At 59.3% G+C, this 15,060-nt stretch carries 14 protein-coding genes, 1 tRNA gene and 1 pseudogene; 11 read left to right on the plus strand and 5 right to left on the minus strand.

Annotated features, from left to right (window positions below; genetic code table 11):
- Nucleotides 1–42 precede the first annotated feature (42 nt).
- On the plus strand, nt 43–1,101 hold the full coding sequence (locus MPJ51_RS03325; protein WP_298381721.1) for an ATP-binding protein: 1,059 nt from the start codon (nt 43–45) through the stop codon (nt 1,099–1,101).
- A 340-nt stretch (nt 1,102–1,441) separates the two neighbouring features.
- Here the strand turns inward: MPJ51_RS03325 and MPJ51_RS03330 are convergent.
- A tRNA-Arg gene (locus tag MPJ51_RS03330) sits at nt 1,442–1,518 on the minus strand.
- A 114-nt stretch (nt 1,519–1,632) separates the two neighbouring features.
- Here MPJ51_RS03330 and MPJ51_RS03335 point away from each other — a divergent pair.
- Together MPJ51_RS03335 and MPJ51_RS03340 are read left to right on the plus strand one after the other, a co-directional pair.
- Nucleotides 1,633–2,658 (plus strand): LacI family DNA-binding transcriptional regulator, encoded by a 1,026-nt coding sequence (locus tag MPJ51_RS03335; RefSeq protein WP_298381723.1) that lies wholly within the window; start codon nt 1,633–1,635, stop codon nt 2,656–2,658.
- A 4-nt stretch (nt 2,659–2,662) separates the two neighbouring features.
- Complete coding sequence (locus MPJ51_RS03340; RefSeq protein ID WP_298381725.1) at nt 2,663–3,871, plus strand: crosslink repair DNA glycosylase YcaQ family protein; 1,209 nt, start codon at nt 2,663–2,665, stop codon at nt 3,869–3,871.
- A 3-nt stretch (nt 3,872–3,874) separates the two neighbouring features.
- Here MPJ51_RS03340 and MPJ51_RS03345 read toward each other — a convergent pair whose 3' ends face one another.
- Nucleotides 3,875–4,777, minus strand: coding sequence for a helix-turn-helix transcriptional regulator (locus MPJ51_RS03345; protein WP_337959805.1), 903 nt, complete (start codon nt 4,775–4,777; stop codon nt 3,875–3,877).
- An 82-nt stretch (nt 4,778–4,859) separates the two neighbouring features.
- On the minus strand, nt 4,860–5,294 hold the full coding sequence (gene hpaR, locus MPJ51_RS03350; protein WP_298381731.1) for a homoprotocatechuate degradation operon regulator HpaR: 435 nt from the start codon (nt 5,292–5,294) through the stop codon (nt 4,860–4,862).
- A gap of 220 nt (nt 5,295–5,514) precedes the next feature.
- On the opposite strand from hpaR, the gene MPJ51_RS03355 reads away from it, so the two are divergent.
- The 6 genes from MPJ51_RS03355 (at nt 5,515) to MPJ51_RS03380 (ending at nt 12,373) form a co-directional block, all read left to right on the plus strand.
- Nucleotides 5,515–6,093, plus strand: a complete 579-nt coding sequence (locus MPJ51_RS03355; RefSeq protein WP_298381733.1) for a dimethylsulfonioproprionate lyase family protein — start codon at nt 5,515–5,517, stop codon at nt 6,091–6,093.
- A 139-nt stretch (nt 6,094–6,232) separates the two neighbouring features.
- Nucleotides 6,233–7,405, plus strand: coding sequence for an MFS transporter (locus MPJ51_RS03360; RefSeq protein ID WP_298381735.1), 1,173 nt, complete (start codon nt 6,233–6,235; stop codon nt 7,403–7,405).
- 27 nt (nt 7,406–7,432) lie between these two features.
- The gene (locus MPJ51_RS03365; protein WP_298381738.1) at nt 7,433–8,470 is read left to right on the plus strand and encodes a glycosyltransferase family 4 protein; all 1,038 of its coding nucleotides are present in this window, start codon (nt 7,433–7,435) and stop codon (nt 8,468–8,470) included.
- 103 nt (nt 8,471–8,573) lie between these two features.
- Complete coding sequence (locus MPJ51_RS03370) at nt 8,574–9,596, plus strand: aspartate-semialdehyde dehydrogenase (RefSeq protein ID WP_298381742.1); 1,023 nt, start codon at nt 8,574–8,576, stop codon at nt 9,594–9,596.
- A gap of 126 nt (nt 9,597–9,722) precedes the next feature.
- On the plus strand, nt 9,723–11,348 hold the full coding sequence (locus MPJ51_RS03375; protein ID WP_298381745.1) for a DUF4139 domain-containing protein: 1,626 nt from the start codon (nt 9,723–9,725) through the stop codon (nt 11,346–11,348).
- Nucleotides 11,349–11,455: 107 nt separating this feature from the next.
- The gene (locus tag MPJ51_RS03380) at nt 11,456–12,373 is read left to right on the plus strand and encodes an endonuclease/exonuclease/phosphatase family protein (RefSeq protein WP_298381748.1); all 918 of its coding nucleotides are present in this window, start codon (nt 11,456–11,458) and stop codon (nt 12,371–12,373) included.
- On the opposite strand, the gene MPJ51_RS03385 is transcribed toward MPJ51_RS03380, so the two are convergent.
- Together MPJ51_RS03385 and MPJ51_RS03390 are read right to left on the minus strand one after the other, a co-directional pair.
- Complete coding sequence (locus MPJ51_RS03385) at nt 12,370–12,906, minus strand: SRPBCC family protein (protein ID WP_298381750.1); 537 nt, start codon at nt 12,904–12,906, stop codon at nt 12,370–12,372. The two genes, MPJ51_RS03380 and MPJ51_RS03385, sit on opposite strands and share 4 nt — an antisense overlap.
- Before the next feature lie 135 nt (nt 12,907–13,041).
- Nucleotides 13,042–13,515 (minus strand): phosphoribosyl-AMP cyclohydrolase, encoded by a 474-nt coding sequence (locus tag MPJ51_RS03390; protein WP_298381753.1) that lies wholly within the window; start codon nt 13,513–13,515, stop codon nt 13,042–13,044.
- Nucleotides 13,516–13,789: 274 nt separating this feature from the next.
- Between MPJ51_RS03390 and MPJ51_RS03395 the strand changes: the two genes are divergently transcribed.
- Nucleotides 13,790–14,179: a hypothetical protein gene (locus MPJ51_RS03395; RefSeq protein ID WP_298381757.1), complete on the plus strand. Its 390-nt coding sequence runs from the start codon at nt 13,790–13,792 to the stop codon at nt 14,177–14,179.
- A 63-nt stretch (nt 14,180–14,242) separates the two neighbouring features.
- Nucleotides 14,243–15,060, plus strand: a pseudogene (locus MPJ51_RS03400) (leucyl aminopeptidase family protein); the annotation flags it as partial.

Genomic DNA, 15,060 nt, shown 5'->3' on the forward strand with positions numbered 1-15,060 from the left:
CAAAGGCCGGTCATACACTAACAATCAAATTGGACCACTCAAGTGGGGCTGATCACCCCCAAGTTGACCGATGACCAACAACGATACCAGGCTTTGATCGAAAAGATGCGTCCGTATACGTGGGAGCATGGGAATGCTAAGACCTACGTGACCTCAGACACGGTGCTCTCTGAGATCGACTACGCCGCATACTTCGCTTTGACCAAGCAACCTCTACCCGACAACAGGCAGCACATACTGGAGAAACTGGAGGCGGACCGTCTGATCAAGAAGGATGTCGGTGACCGTTGGAACATCCTGAACTTGGGCGCCATACTTTTTGCAACGGATATGACACTGTTCGATGGCAGCCTCGCACGGAAGGCTGTTCGGTTTGTGAAATATGAAGGTGCAGATCGAACCACGACCGTGACGCACAGGCAGGATGGTAAGAAGGGTTACGCCGCAGGCTTTGAGGGTCTGCTGAGCTACATAAATGGCTTACTTCCACAGAACGAACTCATTGGACAAGCACTTAGAGAAGCGCATCCGCTGTTTCCTCAATTGTCTGTAAGGGAGTTGGTGGCCAATGCACTGATACATCAAGACATGACGATTACGGGCGCTGGTCCACTCATTGAACTCTTTTCAGACCGACTGGAAATAACTAATCCAGGTTGTCCGCTTGTTGATACGGACCGTATGATTGACCTTCCTCCCCGCTCTCGCAACGAAGCCATAGCATCCCTGATGCGTCGCATGGGTATGTGTGAAGAGCAAGGAAGCGGGCTAGATAAAGTTTTTGGTGAAGTGGAGATGTCCCAGCTTCCCGCACCTTTGCTCAAGGCCAATGCCGACTCCATGCAGGTAGTGCTGTATGGTCCCCGCACCTTTGCGGACATGACCGCCGAAGAGCGCATTAGAGCTTGCTATTTTCATGCTGTACTCAAGTCGATGGCAGGAGAACGTATGCGCAATGCAACTCTATGTGAGCGACTTGGGATTGATCAGAGGAACGCTGCTCAGGCAACGACTGTCATCCGTAAGACTATGGATGCTGACCTGATCAAGTATGCGGATGAGGAACATCCACGTGCAGGCTACTACCCGTGGTGGCACTAGTTTCTTGATCCACTCTTGATCCTCGCCCGCTGTCAAGCTCATTACAATCGATTGTATGCCATGTTTACAAGGACTTAGTGTTTGTTCTCTCTGCTCATTTTCTTGATCCACTCTTGATCGTGCTTTAAACAAGTGACCATTTTGCGCTTCTGCATACCAAGTGTAGTGCTTCACTCACCAAATAGAACAGCTAGTAGTGGACTTCGTTCTTGATCCACTCTTAAAGGTCAAGCGATGTCACCCAAAACACGTAAAAGCCCATGGACGGCCACTCAATGCATTGGATCGATTTACACACCTTGGATGTGTAGACGTTTTCTTCAATGGAATTCAATGGGAGTGGCGACCCCGGCAGGATTCGAACCTGCAACCTGCCCCTTAGGAGGGGGCTGCTCTATCCAGTTGAGCCACGGGGCCGCGTGACCTTTCTGTAGCCGGGATTTTCGGGGTTGTCATCGGCTTTGCACAACAGTTGTAAAACGCGGCCTGTTCACGCTACCATCGGGCAAAACAACAACGCAGGTATCCCCGGTGACAACAGAAACAAAACGCCCGCTTACCCTTCGTGATGTCTCGGAAGCGTCCGGAGTGTCGGAAATGACGGTCAGCCGGGTGCTGCGGAACCGGGGCGACGTGTCCGATGCCACCCGCACCCGCGTTCTGGCCGCCGCGAAAGAGCTGGGATATGTGCCCAACAAGATCGCGGGCGCGCTGGCCTCAAGCCGGGTCAATCTGGTGGCGGTGATCATCCCGTCGCTGTCGAACATGGTTTTCCCCGAGGTTCTGACCGGTATCAATCAGGTGCTGGAGGATACCGAGCTGCAGCCGGTGGTCGGCGTCACCGATTATCTGCCTGAAAAGGAAGAAAAGGTGCTGTACGAGATGCTCTCGTGGCGGCCATCGGGTGTCATCATCGCCGGGCTGGAGCATACCGATGCGGCGCGGGCGATGCTGGATTCGGCGGGGATTCCGGTGGTCGAGATCATGGATACCGATGGCAAGCCCGTGGATGCGATGGTCGGGATTTCGCATCGCCGCGCCGGGCGTGAGATGGCGCAGGCGATCCTGAAGGCGGGCTATGAGCATATCGGGTTCATGGGCACCAAGATGCCGCTGGACCACCGCGCCCGCAAGCGGTTCGAGGGCTTTACCGAAGTGCTGGGCAAGCACGGGATCGAGATCGAAGATCGTGAATTCTATTCCGGCGGCTCGGCTCTGGCCAAGGGGCGCGAGATGACCAAGGCGATGCTGGATCGCTCACCCGAGCTGGATTTTCTGTATTATTCCAACGATATGATCGGCGCTGGCGGGCTGCTGTATCTGCTGGAACAAGGCATCGACGTGCCGGGGCAGATCGGCTTGGCCGGGTTCAACAATGTCGAGTTGTTGCAGGGGCTGCCGCGCAGGCTGGCCACGATGGATGCCTGTCGGTTGGAAATTGGGCGCAAGGCGGCCGAGATCATCTCGGCCCAGTTGCAAGACCCCGAGGCCGAGGTTGAAACCCGCATCACCCTGACCCCCAAGATCAGCTTTGGCGACACGCTGAAACGGCGCTGAGCCGGTGGCCCTGCAACGGCTGAACAACCGCGCCGCGCGCGCCGTGTTCATGCAGCGCCATGCGTTACTTGAACCGCCCACAGGTGGGGCGAAGGGGACGGATCTGCTGGATTTGATCCACCGTCTGGGCTTTGTGCAGTTGGACAGTATCAACACCGTCGCGCGGGCCCATGACATGATCCTGTATGCCCGCAGGCCGACCTATCGCGCAGGCAACCTCAAACGGCTGTACGAGCGTGACAGGGCGCTGTTCGAACACTGGACCCACGATGCGGCCGTCATCCCGATGGCGTTCTACCCGCACTGGCACCTGCGGTTTCAACGCGATGCCGAGGTTCTGAAAGCTCGGTGGAAGAACTGGCGACGAGACGGGTATGAGAAACAATTCGAAACCGTGCTGCAGCATATCCGCGATCACGGGCCGGTTGGGTCATCCGATGTGGGCAAGGATGAAAAGAAAGGCTCGGGCGGATGGTGGGACTGGCACCCGTCCAAGACAGCACTGGAATATCTCTGGCGATCCGGCGCGTTGACGGTGATTGGCCGGGATGGGTTTCAAAAGCAATATGACCTGACCGAGCGTGTCATCGATCACCACCTCTGCCCCGGCAACCGCCCCTGCGATGCTGAGGAAACCGTGGACTGGCTGTGCAACGCGGCGCTGGATCGGTTGGGCTTTGCCACCTCGGGTGAGTTGGCGGCGTTTTGGGATACTGTCAGCCCGGCAGAGGCAAAATCCTGGTGCAATGCGGCTCTGACACAAGGGAGATTGCAGGAAATTGAGGTAGACTGTGCCGATGGGCGCAGTCGCAAACTGTTCGCGCGACCGGGGCTGGTGGATGAGGTCCATTCCTCTGCCCCCGGCCGGATCAGGGTTCTCAGCCCCTTTGACCCGATGCTGCGCGACCGCCAGCGGGCTGAACGCCTGTTTGGTTTCCATTATAGGATCGAGGTCTTCGTCCCCGCGCCCAAACGCACCTATGGGTATTACGTCTTTCCCCTGCTCGAAGGTGACCGGTTGATCGGTCGGATCGACATGAAAGCACATCGTGATTGCGATGAATTGCGGGTCAAGGCCCTGTGGCCGGAACGGTCGGTGCGCTGGTCAGACGCGCGGACAAAACGGTTGGAGGCGGAACTGGATAGGGTGCGCCGGTTCACCGGGATGGAGCGGGTCATATTTGCAAAAGATTGGCTGAAAGACCCTAAATAGGGTCTATGTCTGGTTCAGAAGATTGCGATCCATGACCAGCTGCTGCACCTGCTGCAACGAGGTTTCCAGCGTTTGCCCCGATGTATCCAGTTGCTCGGTCGCGCGACTGTATTGAGCCTCGCGACTGGCCAGAATGGATTTCAGCTGATCCATCGCCTCGGGATTACCCACCATCGGGCGCCGGTCGCCCTGCGCCTGCACCCGTACCATATGTTCGACGGGCGAGGCACGCAGCCAGATGGTGTGAAACTGGTTCAGCAGCGTGTCAAACGTCTCGGGTTCGGCCACGATCCCTCCGGCAACGGCCAACACCAGCCGGTCTTGCGCGGTACTGACCTGATCCAGCGCCTGTGCCTCCAACTCGCGGTATCCTTCCTGCCCGTAGAAGGCCATGATCTCGGACAGGGGCATGCCCGCCGATTTTTCGATCACATCCGTCAGTTCGACAAAAGGCAGGTCCAGCTTTTCCGCCAAAAGCTTGCCCAAGGTCGATTTCCCGGCGCCGCGCAACCCGATCAGACAGATACGCCCCGCGCGGCGGGCACTGGCCGAGTCAATGCGCAGCGCATCGCGCACCTGTTCCCGCACTTCTTCGCTGGCCTCGCGGTAACGTTCCAGGATTTGCAGGCTGTCTGTGTCCCACGGGTCATCCTCACCGATCAGCCATTCGATCCGGCATTCCAGCGCGTTGGCCACGCGTTGCAGCAAACCGATCGAGATATTGCCCTCACCGGTTTCCAACTGGGCCAGATAGCGAGGGGACACATCCGAGTTTTCGGACAACACCCGGCGCGACATTCCACTTAACCGTCGGGCCTTGCGAACACGGGCGCCGACACGCTCACCCAGACTCTGATTAGGGGGATTTTCCGGTTCTGTTCCGTCTGCCGCTGCCATCATTACCATTCACAAGGTGTAGTATAGTGCACAAGGTACGACGGCGCGGCAGCCGGGGCAATATGCTTGTCCGATCTGCTGAAGAGGTGTGTTAATTGTCCAACTTGTGCAGCTCGGCCAACAGATCCAGCAGCATTTCGTGCCGGTCTGGCCCCATTTTTGCACGGATAAGGTCGGCCTGTTCGATACTGGCCGCCAGGTTGGCGGCAATGATCTGCAGGCCTTTGTCGCTGATCTCGACAATCTGACGCCGCCGATCCTCGGTATCGCGGCGGCGAGCGATCAGGTCTTTTTCCTCAAGCTTTTTCAGAATCCGTGTCAGGCTGGGCAGCAGCAGGCAGGCCCGTTCGGCGATCTGAGTGGGTTCCTGTGGCCCTTCCTCTTTCAACACGCGCAACACGCGCCATTGCTGCTCGGTCACGCCGGCATCGGCCAGAATGGCGCGGATCGGCCCCATCACCTTTTCCCGTGCACGCAGCAGCGCGATGGGCAAGGACCGGGACGTTAAGGGAAGCTCGTCGGTCATGGTCAATTTTCGCCGAATTCCCGGGGGCTTGCAACTGATCGTTGATTCACAAGAAATTCACCTTGGTTAGAGTCGGTTTTGCAGTGATTTATCGCGTCGACGGATCGTCACTCCCTTGAAGAATGTCGGTTACAAACCTCAGGAATGGTCAAATCAGACGCGCATTTGACCCTTAAGCATCCGAATGATGCGGCGTGAGAGACCGGGAAGGAGTTCTGGGATGAATCTGGACGATGTTCTTGAGGCCGCGCGCACTTTGCACCAATCACATGCGGATATGGCCGCATTCGCGCCCTGGCCCACCGATCTGACCCCGGCGGCGCTGCCCGCGCGCAGCATCCCCGCAACCGGACTGGTCGAGGCTTTTGCCGAACCCGGTTCATCACAGACGCAAGCTCTGATCGATGCGATCACGGCGACGACGCACCTTGCCCACTGGAAACGCACCTATACCGAAGAAGAGGTCGGGGCCGATTTCCGCAACCGCTATGGCTATTACGAACTGTTCGGTCCGACCGGTCATTTCCATTCGACCCAGCTGCGCGGCTATGTTGGCTATTGGGGCGCCGGGCTGACCTATGACTGGCACAGCCATCAGGCCGAAGAGATTTACCTGACGCTCGCCGGTGGTGCCACGTTCAAGGTCGCCGGAGATGAGGCTTATGTCGGCCCCGGCCAGACCCGTCTTCATTCCAGTTGGCAGAGCCACGCGATGACGACAACGGATCAGCCGATCCTGACGCTTGTGTTCTGGCGCGGTGAGGGGATGGGTGATTTGCCGCGTATGGATGCGGCATAGGCCTCAAAAAGAGAGCCTAACAAGGCGGTTTCTCCAGCCGTGACCGGATCGTGAACGATTTCCGAAGGTTGTCGGGCCACCCTCTGCTTGTACACAGCCCCCCAACATGCCAAGCATTCCCCCGAGGAGGAGGGCGAAGATGCAGGCAGGATTGGTGGTATTATGTCTGGCGTATGTCCTCAGCCAGTTTTTCCGCGCGTTTCTGGCGATTCTGACCGCTGATCTGGGCCGCGATATCGGTGCCACGCCCGAGGATCTGGCCTTTGCCTCGGGCCTTTGGTTTCTGGTCTTTGCGGCGATGCAAATCCCGGTCGGCTGGGCGCTGGACCGGGTAGGGCCACGGCGCAGCTCTGCCGTGTTACTGCTGCTCGGCGGGTCCGGCGGCGCGCTTCTGTTTGCGGTGGCAACCAGCCCAATTCATGTCAGTCTGGCGATGGCACTGATCGGGGTTGGATGCTCGCCCGTTCTGATGGCGTCCTATTTCATCTTCGCGCGCGAATTTCCCCCGGCCAAATTCGCCACGCTGGCCGCCCTGATGCTGGGCGTGGGGTCGGTGGGCAATCTGGTCGCGTCCTACCCCACGGCGTTGGCGGTGGAATGGTTCGGCTGGCGCGGCACGCTGGCCGGGTTGGCGGTGATCTCGGGCGCGGTGGCGATCGGCATCTGGTTCACGGTCCGCGATCCCGAACGGGTCGAGACCCAACACAAGGGATCGGTTCTGGACCTGCTGAAACAGCCCGCCCTTTGGACAATTCTGCCGCTGATGCTGGTGGCCTATGCCCCGTCTGGCGCGCTGCGCGGGCTGTGGGCGGGGCCGTATCTGCGGGATGTTTTCGGTCTGGATACCGCGCAGGTCGGGCAGGCGACGCTGGTGATGGGGGCCGCGATGATTGCGGGGACTTTCGCCTATGGTCCGCTGGATCGGCTTCTGAAAACCCGCAAATGGGTGATTTTCGGCGGCAATATCCTTAGCGCGCTGGCGCTGGTGCTGCTGTGTCTCTGGATCAGCGATGCGGTCTGGCTGTCGGTCGTGCTGCTGGCGGTGATCGGGTTCACCGGTGCCACTTTCCCGGTCGTCATGGCCCATGGCCGCGCCTTCATCCCACCGCATCTGGTGGGGCGCGGTGTGACCTTGCTGAACCTGTTCGGGATCGGCGGCGTTGGGCTGGCGCAATTCGCCACCGGGCGCATTCACGCAGCAGCGGTGGACATGGGACCGGCGGCACCCTACACAGCCATATTCGGCTTTTTCGCCGTAGCTGTGGCCATCGGCTGTGTCATCTACCTGTTCAGCCGGGACAGTATAGACTGACCCGAACTACCCGAGAAGGAAAGCGCAATGCAGAATATCGAAGTGATCGCGCCGAACCTCAAACACAGCCTCTCGGGCGTGACGACCACGGTGATCCGACTGCTGCCAATCCAAGCCAAGATGATCGGCATCCGCGCCACTGGCCCCGGCCTGCCCGAAGACATCCCGCATATTCGCCTGTGGAAGACCCTGTTTCTGCCCAATCGCAAACCGATCGTCTGGCATGCCCGCCGCAACACCGAGATGCTGATGGGGCTGGTTCTGAAAACGCTGTTTCGGCGCAAGTACAAGCTGCTGTTCACCTCAGCCGCCCAGCGCGATCATTCGGGCTTCACCAAAAGCCTGATCGCCAAAATGGACGCGGTGATTGCGACCACACCGCAGGCCGCATCATTCCTTGAACGCCCCGCGACCGTGATCATGCATGGCGTGAATACCGAGATATTCCATCCTGAAAACGACAAAGCCGCGCTGCGTCAAAAGCTTGGCCTGCCCGGCGGCACGCTGATCGGATGTTTCGGTCGTATCCGTCCGCAAAAGGGCGTCGATCTGCTGGTGGATGCGGCGATTCAAGTGCTGCCCGACCACCCGGACGCAACTATTATCTTCACCGGCAACGCCACCAAGGAATTCGAAGCCTTTCAACGCGAACAGGAAGACAAGCTGCAACAGGCCGGGCTGGGGGATCGCGTCCGGTTTCTGGGCGAACGCCCGTGGGATGAGATCGTCGAAACCTACCGCGCGCTTGACCTGTTCGTCGCCCCCGCCCGCCACGAAGGCTTCGGCCTGACCCCGCTTGAGGCGATGGCCTCGGGCGTGCCGGCCATTGCCTGCCACGGTGTCGGCGCGTTCAGCGCGCAGATCAAGGACGGTGAAACGGGCCGTCTGGTGGAAAAGGACAACGCCGGGGCACTGGCCGAGGCGCTGAACGACATGCTGTCCGATCCGGACAGGCTGGCCGCCGCTGGCAAAGCCGCCCGAACCCATATCGAACAGAATTTCCGCATCAAGGGTGAGGCCGAATCCATCGTCAAAATCTACCGCTCACTGCTGGATCAAGGCTGAAACTGCTTCAATTCGCCGTGGGTGGCGGATTTTGCGGCGAATCCTCTTTTTTCTTTGCCGCAACGCAGCTATGAACGCGCGTCCTTAACTTTGGAGACATGAAATGGGCTATCGCGTCGTAGTCGTCGGCGCCACGGGCAACGTGGGCCGCGAAATGCTGAACATCCTGGCAGAACGCCAGTTCCCCGTCGATGAACTTGCCGCGCTGGCAAGCCGTCGTTCGCTGGGCACCGAGGTAAGCTTTGGCGACACGACACTCACTACCAAGGATCTGGACACGTTCGATTTCACCGGCTGGGACATGGCGCTGTTTGCCGTGGGTTCTGAGGCGACCAAGGTCTACGCCCCCAAGGCGGCGGCAGCTGGCTGCGTGGTGATCGATAACTCGTCGCTGTATCGCTATGACCCGGACATTCCGCTGATCGTGCCGGAATGTAACCCCGAGGCGATCCACGACTATAAAAACAAGAACATCATCGCCAACCCCAACTGCTCGACCGCGCAGATGGTTGTGGCGCTGAAACCGCTGCATGACCGCGCGCGGATCAAACGCGTTGTGGTGTCGACCTATCAGTCGGTCTCGGGTGCCGGTAAGGAAGGTATGGACGAGCTTTGGGATCAGACCAAGGCCATCTACAACCCCACGACCGAGGTTGAGCCGAAGAAGTTCCAGAAACAGATCGCCTTCAACGTCATTCCGCAGATCGACGTCTTCATGGAAGACGGCTCGACCAAGGAAGAGTGGAAGATGGTCGTCGAGACCAAAAAGATCGTCGATCCGTCGATCAAGGTCACAGCCACCTGCGTCCGCGTTCCGGTTTTCGTCGGCCACTCCGAGGCTGTGAATATCGAGTTCGAGGAATTCCTCGACGAAGACGAAGCCCGCGACATCCTGCGCGAGGCCCCCGGCATCATGGTGATCGACAAGCGTGAGGCCGGTGGCTACGTCTCACCCATCGAATGCGCGGGCGATTTCGCGACGTTCATCAGCCGTATCCGTCAGGATTCGACCATCGAAAATGGCCTGAACCTGTGGTGCGTCAGCGACAACCTGCGCAAGGGTGCCGCCCTGAACGCAGTACAGATCGCCGAACTGCTGGGCCGTGAGGTTTTGAAGAAAGGCTGAGGCTTTTCAACTCATCCAAGTAAGGGCTGCTTCGAAAGAGGCGGCCCTTTTTATGTTGCGGGTTGCCATGGCGGGTTTTGCCTGCAACCCTCGCGGGAAGATGATTATCCCTTCCTGCGAGCCATTATGCGACACCTGCTTTTCCCCCTGCTTCTGACCCCCACCCTGCTAAGCGCCGAAACCTTCACCCTTGATACCAAAGTCAGCGAAGTAACCGTTTACCCTTCGGGGGCCGAGATTACCCGCGCGGCGCAATTCGACATTCCGGCGGGGCATCACCGGCTGGTTCTTCTGGGCATGCCTTTGTCCGAAATCGACGCGCAGTTGGCGACATTACAGGTCCGGGCAGAAGGTTTGACGCAAACGGCGCAGATCATTCGGGGCGAAAACGTGCCCTGGCATGAATATCAAAGCGATGCGGTCAAACAGGCGGAGGATCGGATTGAAGGCATCGAAAAACAAATCCAGGCGGTTGAAGACGACGCCCAAACAGCGCGCCTGAAGGCCGAAGCCGCGCGCCACACGATCTCTTTCCTTGCCAATCTGGGGCGCAACGAAGGTCTTGCAGGATCAGACGCCGACAGTCTGCGCGGTATCGCCCAGATGGTCGGTACGGAATCGCTGGCCGCCGAGGAAGCTGCGCAGAAAGCCGAGATCGAAGGTCGCAGGATCGAGGAACAGCTAAAAGACCTGCAAACCGCGCTTGAGGCCGCAGAGGCCGATCTGCAAGCCTTGGTTCCCGAAACCGATGACCGCCTGTTCGTCGCCTTGGACGTCATTGCCGAAACCGATATTCAGGGCACCCTGTCGCTGTCTTATCTGGACTTCCGTTTGGCTGAATGGAGCCCGGCCTACACGTTTGATCTGATCACGGGCGACACCCCAGAAGTTCGCATCGAACGCCGCATTCTGGTCAATCAGAACACAGGTGAAAACTGGCAAGACATCACCCTCAGCGTATCGACGCTGCAACCCACAGGCAAGAACAGCGCGACAACCGTCAGGTCCCGGCGCCAGACCATCAGCCCAGCCATCAGCCGGGCGAATCTCGGCAGTCTGGAGGAACCTGTCGTCGAGGCCCCTGTTGTTGTGGAAGAAACACAAGGCTGGACCCCCAGCCCGGCATCCGTTGCGGGTACTGGAATTACCTACACCCTGTCCGAGCCGGTTTCGATTTCTTCAGGCTATGAACTTGCTGAATTCGAATTGGACAACATGACCCAAACGGCACAGGTCTTTGCAATGGCTGCGCCAATCTACGACGACACGGCCTATCGCACGGCTCGGTTTACCAATCCCTATGACCAGAACCTCATGTCGTCTGCCGTAGCGAGATGGTTGGTGGACGGGGTTCTGGTTGCAACTGACAGTGTTCCCGAAATCGGCCCTCGGGAAGAGGTCGAACTGGGCTTTGGCCCGCTTTATGGCCTGACCATAGACCGCCATATCCTGAGCCGCAGCAGCGGCGATGTCGGGCTGATTTCACGCTCGAACCAGAATGTTGAACGAGTGCAGATCGTCGCCCGGAACCTGACGGGGCAATCCTGGCCCCTGCGAATTCTGGATCGGGTTCCCTATTCCGAGCAGGATGATCTGACTATCACTTGGTCTGCCCAACCCAAACCGTCGGATGAGAATGTGGATAACAAACGCGGGGTACTGGCGTGGGAGATGGAGCTGGCCCCCGACCAGTCAGAAACCATTCAACTGGACACGACGCTTGCCTGGCCTGAGGGGATGGAGCTGGATTGACCCTTGTCCACAAGCGTATTCTCCGAATGCCCGCACACAGTTGACAAACCCCGCTGCCCTTGCCACCTGATCCACAGGCAATCCCGTTGGGGCAGGTTAGGCAATCGATGAAGGTTTTGACCAACAGACGACTGGCGCGCACCTTGATCATTCTGTGCGTGGGCGCGCTGATCGGGCTGGTGCTCTTTGGCTTTACCGGACCCTACTTCGCCGCCGGAGATTCCATCGCCATTTTGCGCCCCCAAGCCGGAGTTCTGCTGGGCGTATTCGCCATCCTGTTTCTGTTCCTGCGCGCGCGCATCTATGCCCTGATCGCCACGGGTTTTGCGACGCTTGCCGTTGGCTCCATCGCGATGGGCTTCACAACGCCCGCGCCGGATTGCAACGGGTCTTGCCTGATGCTGTATCAGAAGAACCTGCTCAGCAAGGCGTGGCCGCGCTATTCACTGGCCGATGATATCATCAATTCAGGGGCCGAGATCGTGACCCTGCAAGAGGTCTCGGATCACAACCGCGAATACATGGCCAACATGTACGCGCACTATCCGGCCAAGATCATCTGCCCCTTTCGCCCGCATCAGGACGTGGCCGTCCTGACCAGCCTGCCGGTGGTGGAAGGATCGGAATTCTGCCTGCCCGGGCATGGGCTGGCCGGGCTGCAGGTGATCCCGGCGGATGGAGAGCCGATCTGGGCGCTCTCGGTCCATCTGAAATGGCCGTTTCCGTTCGAACAATCCGCGCAAAGCCGCGAAGTCGCCGACCGGATCGCGGAACTGGATGGGCCTGTCCTGATTGGCGGGGATTTCAACATGGTCCCCTGGGGCGCCAGCGTTCGGCGGATTGGCTTGGCGGCGGGGAATGAGGTGTTCGGCGCGGTTGAAAACACCCACTCGCTCGGCGGTCGGGCCTTGCCCCTGCCCATCGACAACTTGCTGTTCCCCAAGGGCACAACAGGAACAGTTGAACTGCGCCCTTACCTGGGATCGGATCATCTGGGCAAACTTGCCCGGTTCCAACTGCCCTAGGTCGCGCTTTCAACCACGGATTTCAGGTTTTCCAGCCCGCGCTCGTAATCTCCGCCGACCCACTTGTCCATCATCAGCCCCATCCAACGCGACATCGGGTTCAGGCCCAAATTGGATTCGAACCCCCATGTCACAAGGGTCTCAGCCCCCTCAGACTGCAATGTAAATGAGGCGGTGGCGGTGCCCATGGGCCCGAAATCCAGCGCTGTCCTGACCGCGCTGTTCTCGACACTTTCGACGATCTCCTGAGATCCGGTCCCCACCTGCGGATGATCCGAGGCCCAGTTCAGCGTATTCCCAACCCCCACCTCGGGGCCGCTATAGGACAGCTTGGTCTCAGGATCGCGCGACAGCCAGGGCGACCATTTCTCGGTCGCCTGCATGGAATTCACATAAGGAAAGATCGCCTCGGCCGGGGCGTTGATGGTGATGCTGCGCGAAACTTCGGCCTTGCCTGGCAGCAGGTAGGACGCACCAACCAGCACCAGAAGAAGGACCAATAGGGTGACAAGAATCCGTTTAATCAATCTCATGACACGCTCCGAATCCAGTTTGAATACGGCAAACGTATCAAAAAATCGCACAAAATCAGAGCCCTGATCGCCCGCAGGGCCAAACCCTGTCTCCAGAACCGAGGCATGCCGGTTTAAAATCGGCACCCATGGGCGTCACGGCTGATAGGGAAGGGAGGAATGGTGCAATACGATACGCAAGGTTCCTTCGGCGTCTTTCTTGTAGCCAAAGCTCTTGTCAACTTGCGTGACGTTGCCATCCTTGTCCGTCAGAATGACCTTGCCCATCCACATGGCGACGTCCCCTTCGACAAAGGACGCAGACGTTTCGCTTTTCATTGCACGCCAGCCTTTGATCCCGAACCCACCGTCCAGAGGGTACTCGGCGTCATGACCGACGAAATAGGCAAGCGCGCCGTGCTGGGTCGGGCGAAAGGTTTGTTCACCCGAGGCCATGGTCGGCTTAAACAGGACCGGCCCCAGATTATACCCATATGCGGCGTTCAGAACGTTTTCTGCCACAGGGCGGGCTGCGTCGATGCCACCCTCTTCATAGGCTTTTGAAATGGCAATCAGCCCTTCGCCCCAGGCATTGCGGGCAGCGGCCAGTTCATCAGTGGTAATCGGCATGGTCCTGTCCTTTTCTGTCCGCCGCGTTGCGGAAGGTACTTGGCAGCAAGTGAATGCCAAAGCAAGAGGCTGAGCCCGTGAACCTGGTCAACAAGGCAAAGTGGCCGCAGTTTCGATTGAGCGTCCGTGCCGAAATGGTGATCCCCAAGTCTCGTATAGCATCGCTCCATCGCGAATTCGCACAAAATTCGAGACATTATCCGGCGTCCCGGCAACGAATTGCAAAGAGATTGCCGCCAATGTCATCCCACGCCGTGGGGGCGTGAAGACTAGGGTGAATGTGGTGGATAAGATAATCACGCTTGAACAAAAGGAATCCGTGCGTCTGGACCCGGATCGCCTGGGCGGTCTGTGCGGGCAATTGGGCGATGCCAACGCGGTGGATGTGCTATGCCGCACGATCGAGGAACTGGCCCTGCGCCTGTCCAACTGTGATCGTTTCTGGCGGCAGCGCGACTGGGCAGGTCTGCGCAAATGCGCCAAATCGCTGGTCGCCATCGCGGATCAGGCCGGGATGACGGCGCTGGCCCGGGTGGCCGGTGACGTGGTGAACACGGTCGATGCCGGGGATGCGGTCGCGACGGGCGCCACGCTCAGCCGGTTGATCCGGGTAGGTGAACGGTCGCTGACCGCCGTCTGGGATCAGCAGGACCTTTCCGTCTGACGGGGGTTGCGGGCCGGGTCTGGGTGGCTAGTCTGGGCGCTGACTGAACCAGCCGAGACGCCCATGACCCTGTCCTTTGCCTCACCCGCCGATCCGGCCCTTGACCTGCACATCATCGCGCAACCCGATCTTGACGATTGGCTGTCAGGCCAGCCGGATCAGGTGCAAAACTGGATCGCCGTTAATGGCTTCACCGGCGCGTTGGGGCAGGTGTTGATGGTGCCGCAGCCCGATGGCGCGGCGGGCTTTGCGCTGGCGGGCTACGGCTCGGCCGCAAAACGCGCGCGCAAACGGTTTCCGCTGGCGGCTGCGGCAGAGGCTTTGCCGACGGGAACTTATCGCATCGCCTCGGGCCTGCCCGAGGCCGCCGCGCCGATGGAATCTCTGGGTTGGCTGCTGACTGGCTATGCCTTTGACCGCTATGCCACGCAGTCTCCGGCCAAGGCCCGGCTGATCGCGCCCGATGGGATTGACGCCGAGCGGATCGAGGTTCTGGCCAATGCCGAGGCTCTGACCCGCGATCTGGTCAACATCCCTGCCGCGGATATGGGGCCTGACCAATTGCAGGCTGCAGCCGAGGCGCTGGCGCAGGAATTCGACGCCTCCGTCAACGTGATCAGCGGCGAGGCGCTGTTGCAGCAGAACTTCCCCATGATCCACGCCGTAGGCCGCGCGGCGGAACAGGCCCCCCGGCTGATCGAGATGAACTGGGGTGAGACAGGGCCCAAACTGACCCTTGTCGGCAAAGGCGTGTGTTTCGACACTGGCGGGCTGGATTTGAAACCGGCGGCGGCCATGGGGTTGATGAAGAAAGACATGGGCGGGGCGGCCAATGTGCTGGGTCTGGCGCGCATGATCATGGCGCTGCGCCTGCCTGTGCA

The sequence above is a fragment of the Ruegeria sp. genome (assembly GCF_028066395.1).
Classification (GTDB): Bacteria; Pseudomonadota; Alphaproteobacteria; order Rhodobacterales; family Rhodobacteraceae; genus Ruegeria.